Here is a 26,937-nt window from a genome sequence, read left to right on the forward strand (position 1 = left end):
ACAATGGAAAATCAAGGCAGGCCGCTGCTGGCGCCGCGCGGCGCGATCGTGCCCAGGCGCGCCTTGAGCGATTGCGGCCGCCGTTCGAACAGTGCAGCGTAGTTGGTAGCGTTCGACATCACATTGCGTACATAGGTTCGGGTTTCCGAATACGGGATCGATTCGACGAACACCGCCCCTTCCATCGGCGCTTCGAGCAGGCCGCGCCAGGTGCGCGAGCGGGTCGGGCCGGCGTTGTAGGCGGCGGTGGCCAGCACCTGCGAGCCGCCGGCGTTTTCCAGCACCATGTTCATGTAATTGGTGCCGAGGGTGATGTTGGTGCGCACGTCATGCAGCATGCTGTGGACGAAGTCGCCCAGGCCGATTTTCGCTGCCACCCACTTGCCGGTGGCCGGCATCACCTGCATCAGGCCGGCCGCGCCGACGCCCGAGCGGGCTTCGCTGATGAAGCGCGATTCCTGGCGGATCAGGCCGTAGACCCAGGCCGCATCGAGCGACAGGTTGCGCGCGGTCGGCTGCAGGATCTCGTTGTGCGGCGCCGGGAAACGCTGGCTGTAGTCGAATTCAGTGCGCGTGCGCAGCGAAGTTTCGACCATCCGCTCGAGCAGCTCGTTGCGGCGCGCGTACTCGGCCGCGGCCAGCAGCTGGCGCTCGGACAGCGAACGCAGGGCCCAGTTCCACTCGCGGTTGCCTTCGGGGCGCAGCCGCAGCTGGTAGAACTTCATGGCCTGGCGCATGGCCGGCAGCGCTGCGACCGCATTGATTTCGGCCTGGGTGGGCGGCGCGGCGGCCGGGGAATCGTCACCAGCTCGCCCAGCTCTTCCATCGCCAGCTGGCCATAAAAATTGTTCTGGGTGGCGACGCGACGGAACAAAGCCTCGCCCTCCTCGCGCCGCCCTTGCGCCACGTGGGCGCGCCCGAGCCAGTAGACCCAGCCGGACTCGTCGCGCAATGGCGTCGGCATCGATTCGATCGTGGCCGCCACGGTACGCCAGTCGCCGCGGCGCAGCGCCATGCGGGTTTTCCATTCGCGCTGGAAGTTCGTCAGCGGCGCGCCTTCGGCCCGCTGCCAGTAATCGTGGGCTTCGGGAGAAAGCGTGATCGAGGCGGCCAGCGCCACGTTGGCCCAGCCGATCGCGCGTTCCTCGGCCGTGAGCTTGTCGCTGTTCTTGTTGAGGGCGACGCTGGCCAGCCTGAGGCTGGTACGGGCCATGCGGCCGAGCGCGACCAGGTAGATTTCGCGCTCGGCGCGCGTGGTGCCGATGCCGCGCGCCATCGCCACCGCCGGCACGTCGACGGCCTGGGCCGCGCGGGTGTCGGAGGCGCCCAGCAACAGGGCAATGCGGCGCGACGGCCCGGTGGCGCCCATCTCGCCGGCCAGGCGCAGTTGCGCCAGTAATTCTTCCTGGCTGAGCTGGCCCGTTTGCGCCAGCTGCGCCATCAGGGCGGCGCAGGCTTCACCATAGGCCGGTGGATTGACCAGCAAGCCGCGCGCTTCAGGCGCGACGCGCTCGCCGCGCATGGCACGCGCCAGCAAGGCATAGCAGCGTACCTGCAGGTCGTCGCCGCGGTTGACGAGCGCCAGCTCGCGCTCGAAATTGCTCCAGTCGCGCTGGCGGCCCAGTTCGAGCAACCAGTCAAGGCGCAGGCGTTCCGCCACCGCGCTGCCCCGTCGTGGCGCAGCAGCGCGCGGATTTCCTCGGCGCCGGCCTCGCGCAGGCGCGGTTTGAGACGATAATAGTCGACATACGCGGCCAGCACGTAATTCGGCAGGCGCGATGCCAGCGCGTTGGCGCGGGCGCTGTCGTTCTGGCGCGCGGCTTCGCGCAACAGCAGGAAGTTGTCGTCGTCGGCGCTGGAGGCATTCATCGCGGGCGGCAGGCCGGGCGCGGCAGGCACCGTGGCGGCACCGGGTACGGGCGGAATGGTCGACGGAGCGGTGGCGGCCGGCGCGGCAGGCCGGAAGACAGGCGCCGGCGGTGGTGCCTCGGCCAGGACAGCGGCGTTGGAAGCAGCCAGGACTGCGCCGGCGAATAATTTCCACGGAAACTTCAACACAGCAATTACACCCTTCATTGGATCATGACCGGCGAATCAAGAATACCATGCGCATCCGTTGCGCAACCGGGCAGGCCTCTGGCGTAGCGGGGCTCCCGGACGGCGCGCCGGAAGCGCCATCCACCCATAGCGTCGCACAGGCAGGCCCCGCGCAATCGCGCGATCAGCAGGGTAAAGGCGGCGATGGTGCAGGAACGCAACAACTTCACGACAGCGCAGCGGCACAGGACGCGAAAGCGGCCAAGGCGGCACTGCGCAAAGCGCTCAAGGCAGGCCGCGCCGCGCTCGACGACGCGGATAAAGCCGCACACGATGCCCGCATCGGCGCGCAGGTGCTGGCCTGGTGGCGCCGCACCCGTCCGCCGCTATTGGCCGTCTACTGGCCCCTGAGCGGCGAGCCGGACTTGATGGAAGCTTACCGGGCGCTGGCAGCCGAGGGCGCCGCGTTGGCGCTGCCGGTGGTGGTGGAGCGCCATGCGCCGCTGGCGTTTGCCGAATGGCTCCCCCGGGAGCGATGGCGCTCGATCCGCTCGGGGTGACGGTGCCGGCGCAGCTGCGCCTTGTCGCGCGTCCACCGGCGCTGCTGGTGCCCTGCCTCGGCTACAACGAACACGGCTACCGGCTCGGCTATGGCGGCGGCTTCTATGACCGCACGCTGGCGGGCGGCGTTCGTCCGGCAACGCTGGGCGTGGCCTATGCTTGCCAGCTGGCGGCATTCGATGCCGACGTCCACGATGTGCCGCTCGACCTGATCGTCACCGAGGATAGCGCGCTCGAATGACAGGATGATGAAGGCGTAAAAAAAACCGGCAACGCGTTTGCGCTGCCGGTTTTTCCATGCCCGCGCCTGCTTTAGCGGCTGGCGAGGCGCTGCCAGATCGCCGTGGTGGCGGCGGCCTGGTTCATGCTGTAGAAGTGCAGGCCCGGCGCGCCGCCGGCCATCAGGCGCTCGCACAGGTTCGTGACCACGTCGAGACCGAATGCCTTGATCGATGCGCTGTCGTCGCCGAAACTGGCCAGTTTCAGGCGTACCCAGCGCGGAATCTCGGCGCCGCACATGTCGGAAAAGCGCGACAACTGCATGTAGTTGGTGATCGGCATGATGCCGGCGACGACAGGCACGTCGATGCCGAGCTTGCGCGCATTGTCGACGAACTGGAAATAGGCGTCGGCGTTATAGAAATACTGGGTGATGGCGCCATTCGCGCCGGCCCCGATCTTGCGCGCGAAGTTCTGCAAGTCGTCCTGGGGCGACCGGGCTTGCGGGTGCATTTCCGGATACGCCGCCACTTCGATATGGAACCAGTCGCCGGTTTCACCCCGGATGAACTCGACCAGTTCATTCGCGTAGCGCAGCTCGCCCGCCCCGCCATAGCCGCTTGGCAAATCGCCGCGCAGGGCCACCAGGCGGCGGATGCCCTTGTCCTGGAACTGCTTCAGGATGGTGCGGATGGAATCGCGCGTGGCACCGATGCAGGACAGGTGGGGAGCGGCCAGGTGGCCGTCGGCCATGATGTCGAGCACCGTGTCGAGCGTGCCCTGCTGGGTGGAGCCGCCGGCGCCGAAGGTGACCGAAAAATATTTCGGATTCAGTTCCGCCAGTTGGCGCCGGGTGGCGCGCAGCTTGTCCGCGCCCTCGGGCGTTTTCGGCGGAAAAAACTCGATGCTGAAATTATGCGTGTCCATCGTCTTTGAGGAGCAAGGTGGAAAGCGCCCACGAAATCACGCTGTACAGGATCGCCGCCAGGAAGGCTGACCAGAAACCATCGACATGGAAGCCATCGATCCAGCTCGCCACCACCCAGAACAGGACGGCATTGATGACCAGGATGAACAGCCCCATCGACAGCAGCGTGACAGGCAAGGTCAACAATACCAGCAGGGGCCGGATCAGCGTATTGACCAGGCCCAGCACGAGTGCCGCGACCAGGGCGGTGACGAGGTTGTCGACGACGACGGAATGCATCAGGTAAGGCAGGGCCATCAGCGCGGCGGCGTTGATCAGCCAGGTCAGGAGCAGGCGCATGTGCAGCTTTCGTGTGCGTTTTCTTGTTGTTGGGTACGGTCAGGGCGCACGCGGCGCCCTGCCGTGCTGGCGATGAGTTGCCGAAGGCGTCCCCGGCAGCGGCGAAGCCGGCCGGGGACGCGCTAAGTACTCGACCGGAAATTAACGTGAATTTTGACAAACAGAACCGGACGTGCCGGTTCGGATGCGGTGCAAGGCGGCGAGCGCGCCAAGGCGGCGCGCCGCAGTGCGAGCACTGCCCCGCAAGCGGACGCGAGCCAACGCAGCAACGCGCCGGTTCTGGCAGCCAAAAACACGTTTATTTCTCGGCGAGTACTTACACCTTACCGATCAATAACGGTAGTGATCCGGCTTGTACGGACCTTCCTGCTTCACCGAGATGTAGGCAGCCTGTTCTTCGGTCAGGGTGGTCAGTTGCGCGTTCAGCTTCTTCAGCTGCAGGCGTGCAACCTTTTCGTCCAGGTGCTTTGGCAGCGTGTAGACGCCGACCGGGTACTGCTCGGTATTGGCGAACAGTTCGATCTGGGCGATGGTCTGGTTCGCGAACGACGAGCTCATCACGTACGACGGGTGGCCGGTACCGCAGCCGAGGTTCACCAGGCGGCCTTCGGCCAGCAGGATGATGCGGCGGCCCGACGGGAAGATCACGTGGTCGACTTGCGGCTTGATGTTTTCCCACTCGTACTTCTTGAGCGCCGCGACTTCGATTTCGTTGTCGAAGTGACCGATGTTGCAGACAATCGCCTGGTCCTTCATCTTGAGCATGTGCTCTTCGGTGATGACATGGTAGTTGCCGGTGCAGGTGACGAAAATGTCGCCGTGTTCGGCAGCATAGTCCATCGTCACGACGCGGTAGCCTTCCATCGCGGCCTGCAGCGCGCAGATCGGGTCGATTTCGGTGACCCAGACTTGCGCCGACAGGGCGCGCATCGCTTGCGCCGAACCTTTACCGACGTCACCGTAACCGGCGATGACGGCGACTTTGCCGGCGATCATGACGTCAGTGGCGCGCTTGATGCCGTCGACCAGCGACTCGCGGCAACCGTACAGGTTGTCGAACTTCGACTTGGTGACGGAATCATTGACGTTGATTGCCGGGAAGGCGAGTTTGCCTTCCTGGTGCATCTGGTACAGGCGGTGCACGCCGGTGGTGGTTTCCTCGGTCACGCCCTTGATACATGGCAGGCGCTTCGAGTACCACTGCGGGTCGGTCGCGAGGCGGCCCTTGATGGCATTGAACAGGCAGATTTCTTCTTCCGAACCCGGGTTGGCCAGGACGGAGATATCCTTCTCGGCGCGCGTGCCCAGGTGCAGCAGCAGCGTGGCATCGCCGCCATCGTCGAGGATCATGTTGGCGTGCTTGTCGCCCGGCCATTCGAAGATGCGGTGGGTGTATTCCCAGTATTCGTCCAGCGTTTCGCCCTTGATGGCGAACACCGGCGTACCGACCGAAGCGATGGCGGCGGCGGCGTGGTCCTGGGTCGAATAGATGTTGCACGAGGCCCAGCGCACTTGCGCGCCGAGGGCTTCCAGCGTGCGGATCAGCACGGCGGTCTGGATGGTCATGTGCAGCGAACCGGCAATGCGCGCGCCCTTCAGGGGCTGGGTGGCGGCATATTCTTCGCGGATTGCCATCAGGCCCGGCATCTCGGTTTCGGCGATGCGGATTTCCTTCTCGCCCCAGGAGGCCAGGGAGATGTCGGCAACGAGGAAGTCTTGGGTTTGTTTCAGTACGGCGCTCATCACGCCCTCCTTTCAATTGAAAAAAGTAACGTGAGCGCGGTTGCTGGATATCCGAGCCTGGCGAAAAGGAATCTTTTCGTCGCAACGCTCCTCGGAACGGGGTAGTTTAGCACGTCTGCGCGGCGGTGTTGGTCGCCGGGTCTTTTCACGATGCGGTGGTGTGTGCGCTTGCAACAAAGCTTCAACGGCCACGCATCGTAGGGTGGGCTCCGCCCACGCGGTATGGACGCATGCATACCGCCAGTGTCGCAGCGCAAGAAACCTCAAGCATTGAGTTCGACATCAGGAATGCCGTGATCGCTGCTTCGATCACTATCCCGATAGTCATCGGCCGCATACCCGCGTGGGCGGAGCCCACCCTACAACTGCGAGCATCGACCCTCGTGGCCAATGCCCACTTTTACTACATTACGACAGGCCCGCTTCGGCGCGCAGCAGCGCGGCCTTGTCGGTGCGCTCCCACGTAAACTCCGGCTCTTCGCGGCCGAAGTGGCCGTAGGCGGCCGACTTGGCGTAGATCGGCCGCAGCAGGTCGAGCATCTGGACGATGCCTTTCGGGCGCAGGTCGAAATGTTCCATCACCAGCTGGGCGATTTTCTCGTCGGAGATGACGCCGGTGCCTTCGGTATAGACCGTGATGTTGATCGGACGCGCGACGCCGATGGCATAGCTGACCTGCACCTGGCACTGGCGCGCCAGGCCGGCAGCGACGATGTTCTTGGCGACATAGCGTGCGGCATAGGCGGCCGAACGGTCTACCTTGGAAGGGTCCTTGCCCGAGAAGGCGCCGCCGCCGTGCGGGGCTGCGCCGCCGTAGGTATCGACGATGATCTTGCGGCCGGTCAGGCCGCAGTCGCCCTGCGGGCCGCCGATGACGAAGCGGCCGGTCGGGTTGACCAGGTATTTCGTGTTCTGCAGCCATTCGCGCGGCAGCACCGGCTTGATGATTTCCTCGATCACCGCTTCCTCGATCTGCGAGTGCGAGACGTCCGGATGGTGCTGGGTCGAGAGCACGACGGTATCGACCGAGACCGGGCGGCCGTCGACATAGCGCAGCGTGACCTGGCTCTTCGCGTCCGGACGCAGCCACGCCAGGCGGCCATCCTTGCGCAGTTGCGACTGGCGCTCGACGAGGCGGTGCGCGTAGTGGATGGCGGCCGGCATCAGCTCGGCGGTTTCGTCGCAGGCATAGCCGAACATCAGGCCCTGGTCGCCCGCGCCCTGGTCGAGGTCGAGGCCGGCGCCTTCGTCGACGCCTTGCGCGATGTCCGGCGACTGCTTGTCGTAGCAGACCATGACGGCGCAACCTTTGTAGTCGATGCCGAAATCGGTGTTGTCGTAGCCGATGCGCTTGATGGTGTTGCGTGCGACGCCGATATAATCGACGTTGGCGTGGGTCGTGATCTCGCCGGCGAGGACGACCAGACCGGTGTTGCACAGCGTTTCAGCGGCAACACGGGCACGCGGGTCTTGCTCGAGGATGGCGTCGAGGATCGCGTCCGAGATCTGGTCGGCGACCTTGTCGGGATGGCCTTCCGAAACGGATTCGGAAGTAAAGAGGTAATCGTTGGACATGAAGGCTCCAGTTACTGTTCAAAAATAGCCGCAGCAACCTTGCCTGCGACGCTTTAGCGACATTTATATTCCGCTTCGCAAGTTGTCTATTAACTCGGCGGATCCTGCATAAAGTGGTATTTTACGCTCCTTTGAGAAATTTTTGGTGGCGCAGGCCGGCTCGACCTGAACCCCGATCAATCGCATGCTAGTTATTCTATTCAGAGTCCTGTCAGTCTTTCCATTACATAGTTTGCATGCCCTCGGCGCCGCGCTGGGCTGGCTGGTCTACCTGTTGTCGCCCTCGTATCGCCGCCGTCTCGACGCCAACCTGGCGCAGGCCGGCTTCAGCGCCTACCGCCGCGCCGCCGTTGCCGAGGCCGGCAAGGCCATCGTCGAACTCGCCTTCGTCTGGTGCGGCAAACCGGAGCGGGTTGCCCGTCATGCCACTGTTGAAAACTGGGACATGGTGCAGCGCGTGCTCGACGCCGGGCGCGGGATTGTCTTCCTCACGCCACACCTGGGTTGTTTCGAGATGACGGCGCAGCAAATTGCGCTGCATACCGCGCTGACCGTCATGTACCGTCCGCCGCGCAAGAGTGCGCTCAAACCCCTGGTCGAAGGTGCCCGTGCACGCCATAACCTGCACCTGGCACCGGCTACCCTGTCGGGCGTGCGCATCCTGGCGAAGACCCTGAAGGGCGGCCAGCCGATCGGCTTGCTGCCGGACCAGGTGCCGCAGGAAGGCGAAGGGGTGTGGGCGCCGTGGTTCGGCCGCAGCGCCTACACGATGACACTGCCTGCGAAGCTGGCACAACTGGGACGCGCCGACATCCTGCTGGTCTATGCCGAACGCCTGCCGCGCGGACGCGGCTACACGGTGCGCTTCGTGCCGTTCGAGGGCGACCTGGGCGGGAATGCCGCCGAGCAGGCGGCCAGCATCAACCGCGCCATGGAGCAACTGATCGCACGTTGCCCTGCCCAGTATTTCTGGAGCTATAACCGCTATAAACAACCCGACGGCGTGGCCGCGCCCCAGGCCGAGGCCGTCGCATGAGGGTCCTGATCGCTTTCTTGTGGCTGCTGCATTGGCTCCCATTACCTGTGCTCGGGCGTTTTGGCGAAGCCGTCGGCAGCCTGATGTTCCTGGTACTGGGTAAACGCCGCCATATTGCCCTTACCAATTTGCGCCTGTGCATGCCGGAACTGGGGAAAGAGGAACGGCGCCGGATTGCGCGCGACCATTTCCGCGGCTACTCGCGCAGTATTTTCGAGCGTTCGATCCTGTGGTGGGCGCCGGAAGCGCGGGTGCGCAAGCTGATCCACGTCGAGGGAAGCGTGCCGCAAGCCGAGATGGAAGCGGGACCGACCATCCTGCTGTGCCCGCACTTCGTCTGCCTGGACGTGGCCGGTGTTGCCGCGCGCGTCATTCCTGTCTGCAGCATGTACGTGCCGCAAAAGAATGCCGCCTTCGACAAATTGCTGCGCCACGGGCGCGAGCGCTATGGTCCGGTACGCCTGGTGACGCGCAAGGAAGGCATCAAGCCGATCCTGCGTGCCCTGCGCGACGGCCTGCCCTACTTCATGCTGCCGGACATGGATTTCGGCGAAAAGGATGCCGAGTTCGTGCCCTTCTTCGGCGTGCCTGCCGCGACCCTGACGGCGCTCGGCCGCATCGCCGGCACGACTGGCGCCAAGGTGATTCCGGTGATCGCCACCTTCCTGCCGAACTACGGGGGCTGGCGCGTGCGCTTCTATCCTGCATGGGACAACTATCCAGGCGACGACATGATCGCGGCAACGCGGCGCATGAACGCCTTCATCGAAGAGCGCGTGCGCGAAGCCCCCGCCGAATACTTCTGGACGCATAAACGCTTCAAGACCCGGCCGCCCGGCGAGCCTTCGCTGTACGACTGACGATTTTTAATTATGAAACTCAAGTTCACCAAGATGCATGGCGCCGGCAACGATTTCGTCGTCATTGACGCCATCCACCAGGCCATCGATTTCAGTACCGAACAATGGCGCCGGCTGGGCGACCGCCGCTTCGGTATCGGCGCTGACCAGATCCTGGTCGTCGAGCGCCCGACCGAAACGGGTTGCGATTTCCGCTACCGCATCTTCAATAGCGATGGCGGTGAAGTCGAGCAATGCGGCAATGGCTCGCGCGCATTCGTTCGCTTCGTTATCGACAAAGGCTTGACCGACAAGCGCAGCATCCGTGTCCAGACCATGGCCGGCATCATCGAACCGCGCCTGGAAGAGGACGGCAGCGTCACGGTCGACATGGGCGCGCCGACACTGGATCCAGAGCGCGTGCCTTTCGACAGCGCCGGACTGAGCAGCCAATCCCAGAACCGCGAGACCCTGTGGCCCCTGCAGTTGCCTCTTGAAGGCGGCGGCGCGACGGTGCTGGTATCGGTCGTATCGATGGGCAACCCACACGCCGTCCAGGTAGTCGATGACGTCGAGACGGCCCCCGTTGCCGCAACCGGACCGCTGATCGAGCGGCATCCACGTTTTCCGAAACGCGTGAATGCGGGCTTCATGCAGGTGATTGATCGGAGCCACGTCAAGCTGCGCGTGTATGAACGCGGGGCGGGTGAAACCCTGGCCTGCGGCACGGGCGCCTGCGCCGCTGTCGTTGCCGGCATCCGGCGCGGCCTGCTCGATTCGCCGGTGCGCGTGTCCGCGCGTGGCGGCGAATTGTCGATAGCCTGGGCGGGCGAAGGCGAGTCGGTGTACCTGAGCGGTCCGGCAGTCACCGTATTCGAAGGCGAGATCGAGCTCTAGGCGCAGCCGCCTCTGATCGACCCGGCCAAAGGCGTAAGGGGACGCTGCTATCCTCAGGCAGCGATTCCGTACGCGCTGCCGCCCCCTCGGGTGCACCAGGCAGGCGCGCCCCGCCGCCGGCCGATGCCGCCTCGTCCCCGCGGCAACATCGGCGACCAGTGTACGCAAACGATACAAGCGCTGGCGGTAATTTCCTTCCGGCCCGCCTGGCCCGCAATCGACATCGTCGAACAGGCGCACGATGCGGTCGAGTGCCTGGCGCTCCTGGGCCGTTTCCACCATGACCAGCCGACGTTTGCTGCGTCCATAACTGGCGCGGATATCGATCACAAGGCAATGTCCCTGGTCGGCGGCCGGGACATCGAGCAGCAGGGTTTCCGCACGCGTCAGCCCGAACAGCGCGGCCAGTTCGAGCCGAGCCGCCAGCAGCGGATGGGCCGACAGGTCGACGCCGCAAGCGAGCAAGGCACCGGTTTCGGTATGCAGGGCGTCATCGGGACGTGGCGCAATCCTGCGCAGCGCCGACTGTGCCTCGGCATCGCCCTGTGCGGCAGCTTGCTGCAGCCAGAATACGGCGCGTACATCGTTGTTCTCGTTCTCGCGGCGGGCACGCCAGGCGTTGTTGCCGCACTCGAGCTGCGCGACCCGGTAACCCATTTCGGCAGCCCGCTCGAGGTAACGCTGGGCGTCTGCCACGTTACGTTGCGAAAACTCGGGTTTCAGATAGATACGCGACAGGGCGTACCAGGCGTCGGCCAGGCCTTGTTCGCCCGCCAGCAGCAGCCAGCGAATCGCCTTCTTGAAATTGGCGGCCCCGCTGCTGCCCTGCACCCGGGTGCCGTCGACCTGCATGCGCGCGTACCAGAGCCCCAAGGCAAGCTGTGCATGGCGGTCGTGCTCGGCCGCTGCGAGTTCCCAGAAAGCAAATACTTCGGCGGCGTCGGCGGGTGCCGCGACTGGTGCCGATGCCGCGGCAGGCCCCGCATCCACGGCGGGATCGCTCAACAGGCGTGCCGTACGCGACAGCAACTGGACCTCGGCCGGTGCCAGACGCTGCGTACGCCGTGTTGCCGCTCCGATCAGGCCGCGTGCCAGCGGCAAGGCGCGCTCGAGGTAATCGCCCCAGGCGCCGGCCTGCCAGCTTTGTTCCAATATGGCGAACTGGGCTTCGGCGAGGCCGTTGTCGGCGGCGCGGCGCAGCCGGGGCTGGGCTTCCAGGCGTGCCGGCGCAGCAGCCGGGACGATCGGCGCAGCGGTTGCCGGCGCTTGCAGTGGCGGCAGGGCCGCGCGGCCGTTTCGGCCAGTATTCGGGTCCGGACGGCCATGCGCACCCGCAGCATTTGGAAGCACGCCCGAGCCGGACGAGGCTGCTGCCGGCTGGCGTGCAAGTAGCCATTGGGCCTCGGCGAAACCGGCTTGCGCCGCGTCTTCGAGGGCGCGCAAGGCCTTCGCGCGCGCAGTCTCGGAAACGGCCGCGCCGTCTTCCAGCAGCAGCTGGGCCAGCACCAGGCCGGCGCGCACGTTGCCGGTATCGTAGGCACGCTCGTACCAGGGCGACAAGGGCGCGCCGTGCGCTCGGGCCAGTTCGAGCGGGATATGGCTGCCGATCAATTCGCACGACTCGGCGGAGCCCTGGCGCGCTGCGCGGTCGAGCCAGTGCAGCGCGGTTGGCAGGCTGCGCGGCAGGCCGGCGCTGCCGAACAGATAGCGCTTGCCAAGCTCGAGTTGGGCGTCGGCGCGGCCGTTGCGGGCGCCACGGATGATCGCCAGTTCTTCACGATTAGCCATTGTTGGGTCTTGTCTGTCGGTGGGCGGACGTGGCGCGGGCGACGATGGGCGAGTTCGTTGGCAAGTTTGGCAGGCAGCGACGGGCAGGCTGTCGCAGTCAAACTTGCTAATATACAAGAACTCAAAAAATCGCGCCCGCACCGCAGGGTTCGAGGAAAGTCTAAGCCAGCACTAGGGGCCCTAGCTTCCGAACAGCCCGATGATTGATATCGAACAAGAGCTCTGAAACGGAACGGAACTCGTGCACGCTGCAGTGCACAAGCACAGCCGCCTGACAGGCGGTCTCGACGTTTCGAAAATACAACAGCACGATTGGTTAAATTGGCTTTCCACCAACTCACGCAGTCATAATTAACCAATCCGGCAATCTTGACGCATTAAGCAATTAAGGTTCACTCATCCGAGTGTTCAGCAAACTACAAAGTCTCAATGCTCCTGGATTCCGATTCATCTCATAAGGATACAAATAAATGAAAAAATCTTTGATGGCAGTCGCTCTCATCGGCGCATTCGCCGGCGTTGCCCAGGCTCAGACCTCTGTCCAGATCTACGGCAATATCGACGCAGGCGTGACCAAGCAAAGCGGCCAGACGCTGTCGATCGGCAAGCGCGCTTCGAACACCCTGGGCTTCAAAGGTACCGAAGAGCTGGGCACCGGCCTGAAAGCGCTGTTCCAACTGGAAATCCGTTACGAGCCGGACACCGGCACCAACGAAACCGGCCGTGGCCCTGGCGGCGTTGCCGTCCAGCGTCCGCTGTTCCAGGGCCAGAGCCGCGTCGGCCTGCAGGGTGATTTCGGTATGGTCCGCATCGGTCGCGGCCTGACCCCGTACCAGGAAACCATCGGCGCCTTCGAGCCGTTCCACTCGCTGCCGTTCCAGGGCGGTTTCTACACCGACCTGGCTGTCGCAGGCTACAACTCGGCTCCGCTGGATCCACAGGGCTACTCGAACAACCGCTGGTCGAACGCCTTCTGGTACAACACCCCGGTCGTCAGCGGCTTCCAGCTGAACGCGGCCATCGCCACCAAGGAAACCAACGGCGGTTCGGTCCAGGGCCGCAACGCCACTGGCACGCCGGCGCAATACCCGGTCGGCGCGCAAGCAACCGCCAACCCGTTCTCGGTCTCGGCCACCTACAACAACGGTCCTGCGGCCGTCATGCTGGGCTACGAGCGCAACGCCGTCGAAACGAAGGTCATGTCGATCGGTGCCTCGTTCATGGCAACTCCGGAACTGAAGCTGACCGCACTGGCTTCGCGTCAAGACCAGGAAAACATCGTCCTGACCAACCCGAAGACCAAGGCATGGGTGCTGGGCGCCAACTACGCGCTGGGCCCAGGCAAGGTGCTCGCCGGTTACGGCCAGAAAGATCCGGACGGCCAGGTCAAGACCAAGCAGATGTCGCTGGGCTACGAATACAGCCTGTCGAAGCGTACCTACCTGTACGTCGATGCATCGCGCAAGAAAGCAGCAACCAGCGTCAACTACTACGACCTGGGCGTGAACCACTCGTTCTAAGCTGATGCGGGCCCTGGCCTGCACCGCAGGCGATAGATAAAAAAGGGCGGATACCGGTAAGGGCATCCGCCCTTTTTTCGTCCGTATGTTGTTTTTGTGCCACTCCGATGCCGTCAGAGCACTTGCCATGTATACAGTGCCCAGCGTCAATGGCATATTGGCAAGACGGATCTACCTAGCTTCCGAAGATCAACAATAGTGGAGATGTAATGAATAAATGTTTGCTCGCCGGCCTGATCGGCACCTGCTTCGCCCTCCCGGCCATGGCCGAAACCAGTGTCCAGATCTACGGTATTCTCGATGCCGGCGTGCTGGCGCAAAAGGGTGGCCCGACCAAGATCGTCAGCGGCGGCGCCGACGGTTCGCGTCTGGGCTTCAAGGGTAGCGAAGACATTGGCAACGGCTACAAGGCGATCTTCAACCTGGAAGCACGCGTCGAAGTCGACACCGGCACCCAGCAACCGACCCTGGTCAACGACAATCCAGGCCTGTACCTGGTGCGCGGCCTGGAAGCGCTCAATGCCTTCAGCCCGGCTATCGCCCCAGCCCTGCGCGCCAACCTGAATGCCCCGGGCCAGGTCGCCGTCAACCGCGAACGCGCGCTGTTCGACCGTACCGCGATGGTCGGCCTGGTGACCCCGGTCGGCGCAGTGCTGCTGGGCCGCATGTACACCCCTGGCTACGAAGTGTTCGCCGCTGCCGATGCCTTCGAATCGGGCATGACCGGCACCTGGGGCCACGTCACCGGCGGCACCGCTGGCTTTACCGCACTGGGCGCGGACATCCGCTCGCAGGAAGCAATCCAGTACCGCATCGCCCTGCCATCGGGCCTGGGCGGCTCGCTGATGTACGGTGCACGCGGTTCGGGCTACCTCGGCCGTTACAACAAGTTCCGCGCGGGCGCCGTCACCTACAAGGCAAACGGCTTCGATGTCGGCATCGGCTATAACCACGGCTACGACCAGCAGAACCGTCCAAGCCTGCGCACCACCACCGTCGGTGGTTCGTACACCTGGAACGACTTCAAGTTCTTCGCCGGCTTCCACAGCCAGCGTAACTCGAACTCGGTCCTGATCGCCGATTACCTGGCTGCCTGGGACACCTCGATCGCGCCAGCGCTGGCCGCGGCACCGGCACCGGTTCGTACCCTTGCGCGCAACACCTTCGAAGGCGTCATGCGCAACAACACGATCCAGGATGCGAACAGCTACCAGCTCGGCATGCACTACAAGATCGGCAGCGGCCGCATCATGGGTTCGTACTCGCACCAGAACGACCGTACCGCGTCGAACAGCGACGCCGACATGTTCGCACTGGGCTACGACCACTTCCTGTCGAAGCGCACCGACGTGTACGTCTCGGCATCGGTCATCAAGAACGACAACCTGGCCCAGTACTCGCCAGGCATCTCGGGCGCTCCAGGTGGTTTCACCCGTGCAGCGGGTGAAGACGGCCGCGCCCTGCTGGTCGGCATTCGTCACCGCTTCTAAGCGATGGGACGGCGCGAGCGCCGTCGTAGCCGCGTGAGTTGCATGCAAGGGCGCCCTCGGGCGCCCTTTTTCTATCCGCCGCCCGCCTCCCCGCTCGGGTAAAATTGCGCTCACCCAAATTTATGCAAGCCACTCCCATGACCGTTTCCCTGGACTCCGCCGCCGTCGCCCAATTCCTGGCGGACAACCCGTCCTTTTTCGAAGAACACGCCGGCCTGCTGGGCGAAGTCAAGCTGTCGAGCCCGTTGACCGGGAAGGCCGTGTCGCTGCAGGAACGGCAAATGGAAGTCATGCGCGCCAAGTACCATGCGCTCGAGTTGCGCATGACCGAACTGATGCGGGTCGCCAGCGAAAACAACGCCATCCTCGACCGTTTCCACGCCTGGCACCTGGCCCTGCTGAAGTCGCGCGGCGGTGCCGCCATTGCGCGCGACCTGGTCGATGGCCTGGTCGAACACTTCGGCGTGCCGCAGGCCACGCTGCGCCTGTGGCATCTCGCCCCCGACTACGCAGGCGAGCCCTTCGCCGCGGACGTCGGCGAGGATGCGCGCCTGTTCGCCGCCGGCTGCGCGCGCCATATTGCGGACCAAACAAGGATTTCGAGGCGGTGCGCTGGCTCGATGACGCGGAAAACGTGCGCTCGACCGTCCTGCTGCCGCTGGTGGCCGGGGATGGCCAGACCTTCGGCTTGCTGGTGCTCGGCTCGCCCGATGCGGAGCGCTTCAGCCCGGCGATGGCCACCGATTTCCTGGTCCAGCTCGGCCAGAGTGCCAGCGCCGCGCTCGCTTCACTGCGCGGCTGATGCCATGGACACGGCGCGCGCGGATTGGGCCGGACGCTACCTGAGCGAACTGGCAACCCAGCGCCAGCTGTCCGCGCACACGATCGCCGCCTACCGGCGCGACCTGGCCGAACTGGCGCGTCTTGCCGGCCATGAAGACTGGCCGACGCTGACCCATGCCGACATGCGCCGCTTCGCCGCCCGCCTGCACGCCGAGGGCCACCAGCCACGCTCGATCGCGCGCAAGCTGTCCGGCTGGCGAGGCTTCTATGGCTGGCTGTCGCGCCATGTCAGCCTTGCAGCCAATCCGGTCGAAGGCGTGCGCGCTCCGCGCCGCGCCAGGACCCTGCCCAAGGCGCTGGCGGTCGACGCCGCCGTCCAGCTGCTGGAAGCGAACCGCCATGGCCACCCCGAACCTGCCGAACTGTGCGACCGCGCGATGTTCGAGCTGCTCTATTCGAGCGGCTTGCGGGTGTCCGAACTGGCGGGACTCGATCTCGTGTACACGCATGCCGATGGCGCCGTCTCGCTCGGCTGGCTCGACCTGGAGCAAGGTGAAGTCGTGGTCACCGGCAAGGGCAACAAGATGCGCCGCGTTCCTGTCGGCGGTCCGGCACGGGAAGCGCTGGTAGCCTGGCTGGCAGTGCGGCCGGGAGCGAAAGACGGCAGTGCCGCCCTGTTCCTGTCGAACCGCGGCACCCGCATCACGCCGCGCGTGGTGCAGCAGCGCCTGAAACAGCATGCGATCAAGGCAGGCGCGTCCGTGCACGTGCACCCGCACGTGCTGCGCCACTCGTTCGCTTCGCACCTGCTGCAATCCTCGGGCGACCTGCGCGCCGTGCAGGAACTGCTGGGCCACGCCAGCATCACCTCCACCCAGGTGTATACGGCGCTCGACTTCCAGCACCTGGCGGCCGTATATGACCGAGCTCATCCGCGAGCGAAAGCGAAGTAAGCAAGTCTTCGCCTGAGCTGGCGCAAAGGCCGGTACGGTTGATGGTGGCAGATTGCAAATTACGGCATAATCCTCCGATTCTCCATGCCCCACCGGGCGGAACCGAATCGCACACCACATGTCACCGATCCCTACCACCATCCTGACGGGCTTTCTCGGCGCCGGCAAGACCACCCTCCTCAACCGCATCCTGCGCGAGGAACACGGCCTGCGCATCGCCGTCATCGAAAACGAGTTCGGCCAGGAAAACATCGACAACGAAATCCTGGTGCAGGACAGCGGCGAGCAGATCGTCGAAATGAACAATGGCTGCATCTGCTGCACCGTGCGCGGCGACCTGATCGTGGCGCTGACGCACCTGGCGCAGAAGCGCGCAGCCGGCGAGATCGCTTTCGACCGCGTCGTCATCGAAACGACGGGTCTTGCCAATCCGGGGCCGGTGGCGCAAACCTTCTTCGTCGACGAGGAAGTGGGCGCCCACTACATGCTCGACGCGGTGGTCACCGTGGTCGACGCCCGTCACGCGATGGACCAGCTCGACCGCCACGAGGAAGCCCAGCGGCAGGTCGGCTTTGCCGACAAGATCCTGCTGTCGAAGCTGGACCTGGTCGATGCCGCCGCCATTGACGCGTTGAAGGAGCGGCTGGTGCGCATCAACCCGCGTGCGCCGATCTCGACTTCCGACTTCGGCCGCGCGCCACTGACCGATGTGCTCGACCTGCGTGGCTTCAACCTGAACGACAAGCTCGAACTCGACCCCGACTTCCTGCGCGCGGACGAGCACGATCACGATCACGGCGAGCATGACCATTGCGGCCACGACCACGCGCATGGCGAAGCCTGCGGCCACGACCACGCTCACGACCACGCTCACGATCACCATCGCGCCCACCATAGCGACGACATCGCCGCCTTTGTCTATAAAGCGCAGCGGCCGTTCGACCCCGAGCGTCTCGATCAATTCCTGGGCAGCATGGTGCAGGCCTTCGGTCCCAGCATGCTGCGCTACAAGGGCGTGCTGTGGATGGACGGGGCGGAACGCAAGGTGGTGTTCCAGGGCGTGCATCAAATCATGGGCAGCGACCTGGGGGCAAAGTGGGACGCGGCCGAAGCCCGCGGCAGCAAAATGGTCTTTATTGGTAAAAATTTACCAAAAGACGTATTTATCCGCGGACTGGAACAATGTTTGGTATAAACTATCCCGGTTTCACGGTAGCCACCGCGCCCCACGGGACGCGACAGGTACCGGCGATTGACCGCTGTCGGCCCGGCAGCGAGACGGCAGGAAGGCCTGGACCGTCATGGCAGCAGCTGAGGCGCACCCTTGGCATTTGGGTGGTGCGGCTGAGCTAGCTGATAAAATGAAAACCTCTGTCGTATCGAAGGTAAGTGAAGTCATGACTAAAACAACGAAATCCAATACCGCCGCGCAGGCCGAAGAACGCCTCCTGACGGAGGACGAAATTCGGGCGATGGGCGAAGACGACTACATGAACCCGGCCCAGCTCGCGTTCTTCAAGGACCGCCTGCAGCAGCTCGAAAAGGAACTGCTGAAGAACGCCGGCGAGACCACCGAGCACCTGCGCGAAACCGTGCTCGTTCCCGACCCGGCCGACCGCGCCACCATCGAGGAAGAACACGCCCTCGAGCTGCGCACCCGCGACCGCGAGCGCAAGCTGCTGAAAAAAGTGCAGCAATCGCTGGCCGCCATCGAAGCGGGCGACTACGGCTGGTGCGAGGAAACCGGCGAACCGATCGGCATTCCGCGCCTGATCGCCCGCCCGACCGCTACCCTGTCGCTGGAAGCCCAGCAGCGCCGCGAGCTGAAGCAGAAGCTGTACGGCGACTGATTCCGCACCGGCACATGCCCCGCGGTATCCCGCAAACCAGAAAAGCATGCGCGTGACGCATGCTTTTTTGTTGGAGGCAGCCATTCGATTATGCATATGCTCGGCGAGAAACTTTCCCATGGGATACACTGGCGTCCGCCCGCACAGGCTTTGCGCGGGCGCACGTGTGCGCAGGACGCCGCGGGCGCGTCCGTGCTACCGTCATGGATGAGCGTCTCGTAGCGACTGCGCCTGAGAAGACGGAAACGACGTGGGCATATTTTCCTTCCTGAAGAAAAAAACCGACGAGCCGGATGCACCGGAGGCGTCGACACGTCCTGACGAAGCGGAACGCTCGGGCAAATCGTCGCGCCGGCCGAACGAGGCCGAGCGCGAACGCCAGCGCGAAATCGCGCGCGTCACCGCCGCCAAGATCGATGCGATCGAACTGGTCATGACCACCGACCTGCTCGACGACACTGGCTGGGGCAACACCCGCCGTGCGCCGGCAGCCGCCGCCACCACGCTCGACGAAGGCGGCGAAACCCTGCTGGTCAGCCCGCACGACCAGCCCGACGCCGCCGCCATGCCGGCCAGCACGCCGCTGGTCGAGGAGAGCGCCATCCTGTATGCCAACGGCCAGGCAGTTCTTGCTGAACAGATGTTGCGCGACAGTTTGAGCGACCTTGGCCGCAGCGAGCGGCTGCCCCGTGGATGCTGTTCGACCTGTACCAGCTGCAGGGCCGCGAGGCGGACTTCGAGAGCATTGCCATCGACTACGCCAGCCATTTCGAAACCTCGCCGCCGACCTACACCGAGCGGCTGCCGCGCGCCGCCTCGGGCACGAAAACAGCACAGCGGAGCGGCGCCGCGGCGGCGCCGGGCGTGTCGCAGGTCGCACGCTTCAGCGGCCTGCTCGACGCCGGCGCCAGCGTACGCCTGCAGGCGCTGCCGGCGGCCGCCGGCGCGCCCGTGCGCCTCGACTTCGGCGCGGTGACCGGCGCCGATGCCGCCGGCTGCGCAGCGCTGCTGGCCACCCTGCAAAGCCTGCGCGCAGCCAAGCGCGAAGTCGTGCTGGCCGGCGCCGACACCCTGCTCGCGGTATTGCGCCCGATGCTGGCGATCGGCGAGCGCAGCACTGGCGAAGCGCCCTGGCTGCTGCTGCTCGAACTGTTGCTGCTGCTTGGCCGCGAAAAGGATTTCGAGGAAACGGCGATGGATTATTGCGTCACCTTCGAAGTCTCGCCGCCCTCGTTCGAAGCGTCGGCGGCGCACACGACCAGCGTGGTACCGACGGCCGCTGGCGATGGTGCCGCGGCTGCGGCCGCAGGTTCGCCAGCAGGAGCGTCTACCCTTGCCGCCCCCACCGCCGAGCAGCGTTTCGTGCTGCCAGTCGACATCGACGGCGACATCGCCCCTCTGCTGGCCGCCCTGGAAGCCCATGCCGCGACCGATCCTTCGCAGCCGCTGGTTCTCGACTGCGGGCGCGTGGCACGCATCGGCTTCGGTGCCGCCGGTTCCCTGCATGCCGGACTGCGCCGTCTGGCAGTCGACGATCGCCGCATCGAACTGCGCGAACTGAACCACCTGGTCGCGGCGCTGCTGCGCCTGCTGAACTACAACGACTGCGCGCGCCTGTACGCGCACAAGTACTAGCCAAACTGCACGGTCCCGGCGCGCTCGCCCGGCAACGCCTGGCATACCGCCGGGTAAGGCACCGGCAGCCGGGCTCGCGCCTGGCGGCGGCGCCCGTAACTCATCCTGTCTTGCAATTTCATACAACACCCCCACTTGCGGGGGGCTAGTTAATCATGAGGCAGATATGGAACAATTTCACGGCACCACCATTGTGAGCGTACGCCGCGGCGAGAAGGTCGCCTTGGGCGGAGACGGCCAGGTCACACTGGGCAACGTCGTCATGAAGGGCTCGGCGCGCAAGGTGCGCAAGCTCTACCAGGGCAAGGTCCTGTGCGGCTTCGCCGGCGCCACCGCCGACGCGTTTACCCTGCTCGACCGCTTCGAGGCGAAACTGGAAAAACACCAGGGCAACCTGCTGCGTTCCTCGGTGGAGCTGGCCAAGGACTGGCGTACCGACCGCATGCTGCGCAAACTCGAGGCCATGCTGCTGGTGGCCGACAAGGAAAGCACCCTGATCATCACCGGCAATGGCGACGTGCTCGAGCCCGAGGACGGCATCGGCGCGATCGGCTCGGGCGGCATCTATGCCCAGTCGGCCGCCAAGGCCTTGCAGGAAAACACGGACCTGCCCCCTGCCGAGGTCGTCAAGAAGGCACTCACCATCGCAGGCGAGCTGTGCATCTACACGAACCTGTCCCACATCATCGAAACGCTGGACTGACCGGCGCGCACACCATGAACATGACTCCCCTCGAAATTGTCTCGGAACTGGACAAGCACGTCGTTGGCCAGGGCAAGGCCAAGCGCGCCGTCGCCATCGCCCTGCGCAACCGCTGGCGCCGCCAGCAGGTGGCCGAACCGCTGCGCCACGAGATCACGCCGAAAAACATCCTCATGATCGGCCCGACCGGTGTCGGCAAGACGGAAATCGCGCGGCGCCTGGCGAAACTCGCCGACGCTCCCTTCATCAAGATCGAGGCGACCAAGTTCACCGAGGTCGGCTATGTCGGCCGCGATGTCGACACCATCATCCGCGACCTGATCGACATCGGCGTGAAGCAGACGCGCGCGAGCGAAATGAAGAAGGTGCGCCAGCATGCCGAGGACGCGGCCGAAGACCGCATCATCGACATCCTGGTGCCGCCGGCACGCGACTTCGGCTTCAATGTCAGCGCCGCGGCGGAAGCGAAAGAAGGCGACAGCACGCGCCAGACCTTCCGCAAGCGCCTGCGCGAAGGTTCGCTCGACGACCGCGAGGTCGAGATCGAAGTGCTTGACGCCCCGCCGCAGATGGAAATCATGGCCCCGCCCGGCATGGAAGAAATGACGGAACAGATCAAGTCGATGTTCGCCGGCGTCGGCGGCGCGCGCAAGAAGGCGCGCAAGATGAAGATCAAGGATGCAATGAAGGTGCTGGCCGAGGAAGAAGCGGCGCGCCTCATCAATGAAGACGAGATGAAGCAGAAGGCGATCCACAACGTCGAGAACAACGGCATCGTGTTCCTCGACGAGATCGACAAGATCGCCTCGCGCTCGGAGCACGGCAGCGCCGACGTCTCGCGCGCGGGCGTGCAGCGCGACCTGCTGCCGCTGGTCGAAGGCACCACCGTAAACACGAAGTACGGCATGATCAAGACCGACCACATCCTGTTCATCGCCTCGGGCGCGTTTCACCTGGCTAAACCGTCGGACCTGATTCCCGAACTGCAGGGCCGCTTCCCGATCCGGGTCGAGCTCGAGTCGCTGTCGATCGACGATTTCAAACGCATCCTGACCAGTACCGATGCCTGCCTGACGACGCAGTACGAGGCCCTGCTGGCGACCGAAGACGTGCAGTTGACCTTCTCCGAGGACGGCATCCACCGCCTGGCCGAGATCGCCTTTGCCGTGAACGAGCGCACCGAGAATATCGGCGCACGGCGCCTCTACACGGTGATGGAAAAGCTGCTCGAAGAGATCTCGTTCACGGCAAGCGATACTCAGGACAAGGCGATCACGATCGACGGGGCCTATGTCAATGAGCGACTCGACGTGCTGTCGGCGAACGAGGACCTGTCGCGCTACGTGTTGTAAGGCGCGGCCCGGCATCCCAAGGAGAAAGGTATGGCAAACAAGGCACTCGCCAGGCAGCAAAAGATGATGCTGCGTGTTCAACCGCCTCAACAGCTGAGTAAACCACGCAACCCGCTGGCGGCGTTGGCCAAGGCCCGGTCTGCCGGTCCGCACGCCAAGCCGCTTTCGACCGAACGGCAGGCTGCCAAGCGCCAGCTCAAGAAGGCGCCGCTGGTGCCCGAAGACGACTGATCCCACGGGGCGGCCCCGGCCGCCCTTCCCTACCCGGGCAGCAGCACCTTGCCCGTCTCCCCATTCGCCTGTACATTGGCAGCGCATTGTTGCCACAAGTACAGGAAACCCATGAGCTCGCCCGAGCAGATCATCGACGTGCTGCGCGCCGAACTGCGCGCCGCCAATCTCACCTATAAAACCCTGGCCGAGCGCATCGACATGAGCGAGTCGAGCGTCAAGCGCCTGTTCGGCCAGAAGGACATGCCGCTGTCGCGCCTGGCACAGATCTGCCAGGCGGCAGGAATCGCTTTTGACGACGTGTTGCGCCGCGCGGCTGACGTCCGGCCCCAGACCGATGCGTTGACCCTGCCCCAGGAAACATCGCTCGTTGCCAAGCCCCGCCTGTTGCTGGTGGCGATCTGCTGCCTCGGTTACTGGAGCCTGGAACAGATTGTCGAGACCTATCGCCTGAGCGAAGCCGAGTGCATCGGCTGCCTGGCCGAGCTCGACCGGCTCGGCGTGATCGAACTGCGTCCGCTGAACCGCTATACGCTGCGCGTGTCGAACGCCTTCCACTGGCTGCCGGACGGACCGGTGCAGCATTATTTTCGCGAGCACATCGTGCCCGATTATTTTACCGGCCGCTTCGACGGGCCCGGCGAGACCTTGATGTGTTTGCCGGCGCGGCTGTCGCCGGCCAGCGCGGCCGAGCTGCAGCAGAAGATCGTCCAGCTCACCGCCGAACTGACGCGCCTGCATCGCCATGACCGGCGCTTGCCGCCCGAAGAGCGCGAGGGCATGACCTTGTTGGTGGGATTCCGTTCACGGGAGTTTGCGGCGTTCACGGCCTTGCGCCGCTGAACGCCGCCGGCCGCGGCGAGAAGATAAGGCTTACTGCGACACCGGCTGGTCGCTCACCGGGCTGCCGATCGAACGGGTCGGCGGCGGCATCTGCGGCTGGTTCGGTGGCGGTGGGGCTGCACGTCCGACGGCGGGCCTTCGGGCGGCGGTTCCCGGGCCTTGCGGCACCACCGGATTGACTTCACCCGGCGGCGGGGCCGGCTGGACGGCGCCGGGCGACGTTTGCGGTTCGGTGGTCGGCAGCGCGCCGGCCGGCGCCACGGTCGGGCGTCCCATCTGTGGCGGCATCGGCGCCGGCGCGGCGGGCGTGGCCTGCATCGGCATCGCCGCGGCGCCGCCCGAGAGCGCAATGGCGGGACGGGTATCGGCTACCAGGTCGACGCGGCGCATCACGCCGCCTTCGGACAGCATCACGTAGCGCGGGTGGACTTCGCTGACGCTGATGCCCGGCGCCAGTTCGCGCCCGACCTTCAGGGCTTTCGGCGGCTGGCCCTCGGCCACCGGGATGGCGACGCTGTCGCGTCCGGCGGCGACAATGCCGGTCAACTGGTAGTTGCTGGCGACCGCCGTCACCGCCTGGCCGCCGAACAGGGTAGCGGCCGCGTCAGGTGAAGGATCCGGCAGGCTGGCCATCGGCACCGGCGCCATGTCGTGCTTCTGGTGCGTGTAGAGCTGCATGACCCAGTAGGTGGCCGACACCACCAGGAAGATCATGGCAAGCAGGGTCAAAAGGAGAGGCAAACGCTTCATCGTGTTCCTTGTTAGCGCACCAGCTGGTTGATTTCAATGATCGGCATCAGCACCGCCAGCACGATCAGCAGCACGACCAGGCCCATCGCCAGGATCAGGACCGGTTCGAGCAGGCCGGCAATGGTCAGCGTGCGCCGCTCGAGGTCGGCCTGCTGGGAATTGGCCGCGCGCTCGAGCATGGCCGGCAGTTCGCCGGTGATTTCGCCGGCGCGGATCATGTGGACCAGCATCGGCGGGAAATGTTTTTGCGCGGACAGGGCACGCGCCAGGCTGACGCCTTCGCGCACGCTGCCGGTTGCCTGTTCGACCAGTTCGCGCATGGCGACGTTCGACAGGGTATCGCGGCTGGTGTCGAGCGCGCGCAGGATCGGCACGCCCGAGCCGGTGGTGATGGCCAGCGTGCTGGCGAAACGCGCCGTGTTCAGGCTGCGCTCGAACTTGCCGTAGACGGGCGCGTTCAGCAGCCAGGTATGCCAGCGCCGCTTGAGTACCGGGTTCTGCAGGGCCCGGCGCCAGGCAAACCAGGCGGCAATCAGGATGGCGCCCAGCAGCAGGCCCCAGTCCTTGAGGAAGTCCGATATGGCCAGCATCATGACGGTCAGCAGCGGCAGCTTCTGCTTGGTGTTGGCGAACACCGAAACGATTTGCGGCACCACGTAGGTGAGCAGGAAGATCACGATCGCGAAAGCCACCACGGTGACGATCGCCGGATAGGTAAACGCCAGCCGCACTTTCTGCACCAGCGAGTTGCGCCGTTCGATATAGTCCGCCAGGCGCGACAGCACGCGCGCCAGCTGGCCGATCTGTTCGCCGGACGAGACCAGGCCGCGGTAGATCTGGTCGAAGTCGCGCGGATGGTGCGAGAGCGCGTCGGAGAACGAGATACCGCCCATGACTTCCGAGCGGATCGAGGCGATCAGGTCGCGCACATAGGGGCGCTCGGCCTGTTCCAGCAGCGCCGTGAACGCCTGCTCGAGCGGCAGGCCCGCTTCCAGCAGGCTGGCCAGCTGGCGGGTGAACAGCGCCAGCTCGACTGTCGAGAGGCGCTCGCCGAAGCCGCGCGCGCGGGTGGCGCCGCTGGCGTCGACCTGGGCGGCAATGGCCTCGACATTGAGCGGCGTGAGGCCCTGCACGCGCAGGTCGGCGCGCGCGGCGCGCGGGCTGTCGGCGTTGACCACGCCCTTGCGCGTGGCGCCGCCCGTATCGACGGCTTCGTAGCGAAATGCCGGCACTTAGTGAGTCCTCACTTATTGGTTCCCATCGCTCAGTCCTTGGTCACGCGCAAGAGTTCCGCGCGCGTGGTGGTGCCGTCGAGCAGCCAGCGTTCGCCATCCTCGCGCATGGTCTTCATGCCGCTCTTCTGGGCCGCCTCGCGGATTTCCGCCTCGGATGCCTGGTTGTGGATCTGGGCGCGGATGTGTTCGTTTGTTTCGAGCAGCTCGTAGACACCGACGCGGCCGTGGTAGCCGGTATGGCCGCAACGCTCGCAGCCGACCGCATGCCATTCCTTGCCGTCGCTCTTTTTACATTGCGAGCAGAGTTTGCGCACGAGGCGCTGCGCCATCACACCCAGCAGCGAGGACGACAGCAGGAAGGGTTCGATCCCCATGTCGAGCAGGCGGGTAACGGCGGCAGCGGCATCGTTGGTGTGCAGGGTCGCCAGCACCAGGTGGCCGGTGAGCGAGGCCTGTACGGCGATCTGCGCCGTTTCCAGGTCGCGGATCTCGCCGATCATGATGACGTCCGGATCCTGGCGCAGGATGGCGCGCAGGGCTTTCGCGAAGGTCATGTCGATACGCGCGTTCACCTGCGTCTGGCCGACGCCGTTCAGGTCGTATTCGATCGGGTCTTCCACCGTCATGATGTTGGTGGTCGAGGCGTTCAGGCGCGACAGCGCGGCGTACAGGGTCGTCGTCTTGCCGGAGCCGGTCGGCCCGGTGACGAGCACGATGCCGTGCGGCTGGTTGATCAATTTGTCGAATTGTGGCAGCAGCGTCGGGGCCATGCCCAGGTGCGACAGGTCGAGGCGCCCGGCTTCCTTGTCGAGCAGACGCAGCACGGCGCGTTCGCCGTGGCCGGTCGGCAAAGTGGAGACGCGCACGTCGACCGGTTTGCCGCCCACGCGCAGGGTGATGCGGCCATCCTGCGGCAGGCGTTTTTCCGCGATGTCGAGCTGCGACATGATCTTGATACGGGAAATGAGCGAGGCGTGGATGCCCTTCCTCGGGCGCACGATGTCGCGCAGCGCGCCGTCGATGCGGAAACGCACGACCGAGGTTTGCTCGAACGGTTCGATGTGGATGTCCGAGGCCCCTTCGCGCAGCGACTGCGTGAGCAGGGCGTTGATCATGCGGATCACCGGCGCATCGTCGGAGGATTCGAGCAGGTCTTCGATGGCCGGCACGTCCTGCAGCAGGCGCGTCAGGTCGAGCTCGGCATCGAATTCGTCGGCGACCTGGTTGGCGTCGCCGCCGGCCGACGCGTAGGCGGCGGCGATCGCATCGTCGAGCTCGCCGCGGTCGAGGCGGCGCAACTGGATGCGCCCAAAGCGGCGCGACACCTCGGCGATGACCGCCGGCGGCGTTGCGCTGGAGACCAGCACTTCGACGCTTTGCGCCGGGTCGTCGCCGGCGCGCGCCAGCACCCCATGGTCGCGGGCGAAAGCGTAAGGCAACAGGTTCGTCATGGTGTCGTCACTTCTGGTTCGGCGGGGTCGCGGGCCGGAACTCAGGGGTAGTCTGAGTGCTGGGCTGAGACCCGGGCGCCTGGTTTTGCTGTACAGGTTGCCCAGCGCGGTTCGGCTGGCTCGTGCCGGGGCCGGTAGCGGCGCCAGGACGGGCCGCTACCGGAGCCGGCGGCGGCATG

Annotated in this window: 25 protein-coding genes, 2 pseudogenes and 1 riboswitch; of the genes and pseudogenes, 16 read left to right on the top strand and 11 right to left on the bottom strand. The window is 65.1% G+C overall.

Annotation, left to right across the window (positions count from 1 at the left end):
- Positions 1-11 precede the first annotated feature (11 nt).
- A complete protein-coding gene (locus G4G28_RS27185; protein WP_229507791.1) occupies positions 12-737 on the bottom strand; it encodes a transglycosylase SLT domain-containing protein in 726 nt (241 codons plus the stop codon).
- Positions 722-1,660, bottom strand: a complete 939-nt coding sequence (locus tag G4G28_RS27190; protein WP_229507792.1) for a hypothetical protein — start codon at positions 1,658-1,660, stop codon at positions 722-724. Before G4G28_RS27190 ends, G4G28_RS27185 begins: the two co-directional genes overlap by 16 nt.
- A 445-nt stretch (positions 1,661-2,105) precedes the next feature.
- On the opposite strand from G4G28_RS27190, the gene G4G28_RS28705 reads away from it, so the two are divergent.
- Both G4G28_RS28705 and G4G28_RS28710 read left to right on the top strand, forming a co-directional pair.
- Positions 2,106-2,597, top strand: coding sequence for a hypothetical protein (locus G4G28_RS28705; protein WP_308601447.1), 492 nt, complete (start codon positions 2,106-2,108; stop codon positions 2,595-2,597).
- Positions 2,555-2,839 (top strand): 5-formyltetrahydrofolate cyclo-ligase, encoded by a 285-nt coding sequence (locus G4G28_RS28710; RefSeq protein WP_308601449.1) that lies wholly within the window; start codon positions 2,555-2,557, stop codon positions 2,837-2,839. Before G4G28_RS28705 ends, G4G28_RS28710 begins: the two co-directional genes overlap by 43 nt.
- Positions 2,840-2,910: 71 nt before the next feature.
- On the opposite strand, the gene metF is transcribed toward G4G28_RS28710, so the two are convergent.
- The 4 genes from metF to metK all read right to left on the bottom strand — a co-directional run bounded on the left by metF (position 2,911) and on the right by metK (position 7,402).
- On the bottom strand, positions 2,911-3,744 hold the full coding sequence (gene metF, locus G4G28_RS23625) for a methylenetetrahydrofolate reductase [NAD(P)H] (protein ID WP_182990190.1): 834 nt from the start codon (positions 3,742-3,744) through the stop codon (positions 2,911-2,913).
- Positions 3,731-4,084: a phage holin family protein gene (locus G4G28_RS23630; RefSeq protein WP_182990191.1), complete on the bottom strand. Its 354-nt coding sequence runs from the start codon at positions 4,082-4,084 to the stop codon at positions 3,731-3,733. Before G4G28_RS23630 ends, metF begins: the two co-directional genes overlap by 14 nt.
- Before the next feature lie 330 nt (positions 4,085-4,414).
- The gene (gene ahcY, locus G4G28_RS23635) at positions 4,415-5,827 is read right to left on the bottom strand and encodes an adenosylhomocysteinase (RefSeq protein WP_182990192.1); all 1,413 of its coding nucleotides are present in this window, start codon (positions 5,825-5,827) and stop codon (positions 4,415-4,417) included.
- Positions 5,828-5,852: 25 nt separating this feature from the next.
- A riboswitch (S-adenosyl-L-homocysteine riboswitch) is annotated at positions 5,853-5,926 on the bottom strand.
- A 309-nt stretch (positions 5,927-6,235) separates the two neighbouring features.
- A complete protein-coding gene (gene metK, locus G4G28_RS23640) occupies positions 6,236-7,402 on the bottom strand; it encodes a methionine adenosyltransferase (protein WP_182990193.1) in 1,167 nt (388 codons plus the stop codon).
- 184 nt (positions 7,403-7,586) lie between these two features.
- Here metK and G4G28_RS23645 point away from each other — a divergent pair, with 184 nt between their 5' ends.
- The 3 genes from G4G28_RS23645 to dapF are packed head-to-tail and all read left to right on the top strand — an operon-like array spanning position 7,587 to position 10,174.
- The gene (locus tag G4G28_RS23645) at positions 7,587-8,438 is read left to right on the top strand and encodes a lysophospholipid acyltransferase family protein (protein WP_182990194.1); all 852 of its coding nucleotides are present in this window, start codon (positions 7,587-7,589) and stop codon (positions 8,436-8,438) included.
- Positions 8,435-9,298 carry a lipid A biosynthesis acyltransferase gene (locus G4G28_RS23650; RefSeq protein WP_182990195.1) on the top strand — a complete coding sequence of 288 codons (864 nt, stop codon included), beginning with the start codon at positions 8,435-8,437 and terminating at the stop codon, positions 9,296-9,298. The genes G4G28_RS23645 and G4G28_RS23650 overlap by 4 nt, the downstream gene beginning before the upstream one ends.
- 12 nt (positions 9,299-9,310) lie before the next feature.
- A complete protein-coding gene (gene dapF, locus G4G28_RS23655; RefSeq protein WP_182990196.1) occupies positions 9,311-10,174 on the top strand; it encodes a diaminopimelate epimerase in 864 nt (287 codons plus the stop codon).
- Between the two features lie 144 nt (positions 10,175-10,318).
- Here the strand turns inward: dapF and G4G28_RS23660 are convergent.
- Positions 10,319-11,962: pseudogene (locus G4G28_RS23660) on the bottom strand (tetratricopeptide repeat protein); the annotation flags it as partial.
- Between the two features lie 470 nt (positions 11,963-12,432).
- Here G4G28_RS23660 and G4G28_RS23665 point away from each other — a divergent pair.
- From G4G28_RS23665 to dksA, 6 genes and pseudogenes are all read left to right on the top strand, one after another.
- On the top strand, positions 12,433-13,482 hold the full coding sequence (locus tag G4G28_RS23665; protein ID WP_182990198.1) for a porin: 1,050 nt from the start codon (positions 12,433-12,435) through the stop codon (positions 13,480-13,482).
- Between the two features lie 209 nt (positions 13,483-13,691).
- Entirely contained in the window at positions 13,692-14,972 is a 1,281-nt protein-coding gene (locus G4G28_RS23670; RefSeq protein ID WP_182990199.1) for a porin, read from the top strand.
- A gap of 137 nt (positions 14,973-15,109) precedes the next feature.
- Positions 15,110-15,774 (top strand): annotated as a pseudogene (locus G4G28_RS23675) (DUF484 family protein).
- A 4-nt stretch (positions 15,775-15,778) separates the two neighbouring features.
- A complete protein-coding gene (gene xerC / locus G4G28_RS23680) occupies positions 15,779-16,708 on the top strand; it encodes a tyrosine recombinase XerC (RefSeq protein ID WP_183107888.1) in 930 nt (309 codons plus the stop codon).
- Positions 16,709-16,826: 118 nt separating this feature from the next.
- Positions 16,827-17,903: a GTP-binding protein gene (locus G4G28_RS23685; RefSeq protein ID WP_182990201.1), complete on the top strand. Its 1,077-nt coding sequence runs from the start codon at positions 16,827-16,829 to the stop codon at positions 17,901-17,903.
- A 202-nt stretch (positions 17,904-18,105) separates the two neighbouring features.
- Positions 18,106-18,558, top strand: a complete 453-nt coding sequence (gene dksA, locus G4G28_RS23690; protein ID WP_182990202.1) for an RNA polymerase-binding protein DksA — start codon at positions 18,106-18,108, stop codon at positions 18,556-18,558.
- A gap of 201 nt (positions 18,559-18,759) precedes the next feature.
- Here dksA and G4G28_RS27195 read toward each other — a convergent pair whose 3' ends face one another.
- On the bottom strand, positions 18,760-19,161 hold the full coding sequence (locus G4G28_RS27195) for a hypothetical protein (RefSeq protein WP_229507793.1): 402 nt from the start codon (positions 19,159-19,161) through the stop codon (positions 18,760-18,762).
- 90 nt (positions 19,162-19,251) lie between these two features.
- On the opposite strand from G4G28_RS27195, the gene G4G28_RS23695 reads away from it, so the two are divergent.
- The 5 genes from G4G28_RS23695 to G4G28_RS23715 all read left to right on the top strand — a co-directional run bounded on the left by G4G28_RS23695 (position 19,252) and on the right by G4G28_RS23715 (position 23,322).
- Positions 19,252-20,193, top strand: coding sequence for an STAS domain-containing protein (locus G4G28_RS23695; RefSeq protein WP_229507794.1), 942 nt, complete (start codon positions 19,252-19,254; stop codon positions 20,191-20,193).
- Positions 20,194-20,359: 166 nt separating this feature from the next.
- Positions 20,360-20,896, top strand: a complete 537-nt coding sequence (hslV, locus tag G4G28_RS23700) for an ATP-dependent protease subunit HslV (RefSeq protein ID WP_182990204.1) — start codon at positions 20,360-20,362, stop codon at positions 20,894-20,896.
- 14 nt (positions 20,897-20,910) lie between these two features.
- Positions 20,911-22,248, top strand: a complete 1,338-nt coding sequence (hslU, locus tag G4G28_RS23705) for an ATP-dependent protease ATPase subunit HslU (protein ID WP_182990205.1) — start codon at positions 20,911-20,913, stop codon at positions 22,246-22,248.
- 30 nt (positions 22,249-22,278) lie between these two features.
- Positions 22,279-22,479, top strand: coding sequence for a hypothetical protein (locus G4G28_RS23710; protein WP_182990206.1), 201 nt, complete (start codon positions 22,279-22,281; stop codon positions 22,477-22,479).
- A 111-nt stretch (positions 22,480-22,590) separates the two neighbouring features.
- Positions 22,591-23,322 (top strand): helix-turn-helix domain-containing protein, encoded by a 732-nt coding sequence (locus G4G28_RS23715; protein WP_182990207.1) that lies wholly within the window; start codon positions 22,591-22,593, stop codon positions 23,320-23,322.
- A 30-nt stretch (positions 23,323-23,352) separates the two neighbouring features.
- On the opposite strand, the gene G4G28_RS23720 is transcribed toward G4G28_RS23715, so the two are convergent.
- The 3 genes from G4G28_RS23720 to gspE are packed head-to-tail and all read right to left on the bottom strand — an operon-like array spanning position 23,353 to position 26,758.
- A complete protein-coding gene (locus G4G28_RS23720; protein WP_183107889.1) occupies positions 23,353-24,072 on the bottom strand; it encodes a hypothetical protein in 720 nt (239 codons plus the stop codon).
- A gap of 11 nt (positions 24,073-24,083) precedes the next feature.
- Positions 24,084-25,304: a type II secretion system inner membrane protein GspF gene (gspF, locus tag G4G28_RS23725; protein WP_182990209.1), complete on the bottom strand. Its 1,221-nt coding sequence runs from the start codon at positions 25,302-25,304 to the stop codon at positions 24,084-24,086.
- Positions 25,305-25,336: 32 nt separating this feature from the next.
- Positions 25,337-26,758: a type II secretion system ATPase GspE gene (gspE, locus tag G4G28_RS23730; RefSeq protein WP_229425302.1), complete on the bottom strand. Its 1,422-nt coding sequence runs from the start codon at positions 26,756-26,758 to the stop codon at positions 25,337-25,339.
- Positions 26,759-26,937 lie beyond the last annotated feature (179 nt).

This window comes from Massilia sp. Dwa41.01b (genome assembly GCF_014171775.1).
GTDB lineage: Bacteria > Pseudomonadota > Gammaproteobacteria > Burkholderiales > Burkholderiaceae_D > Telluria.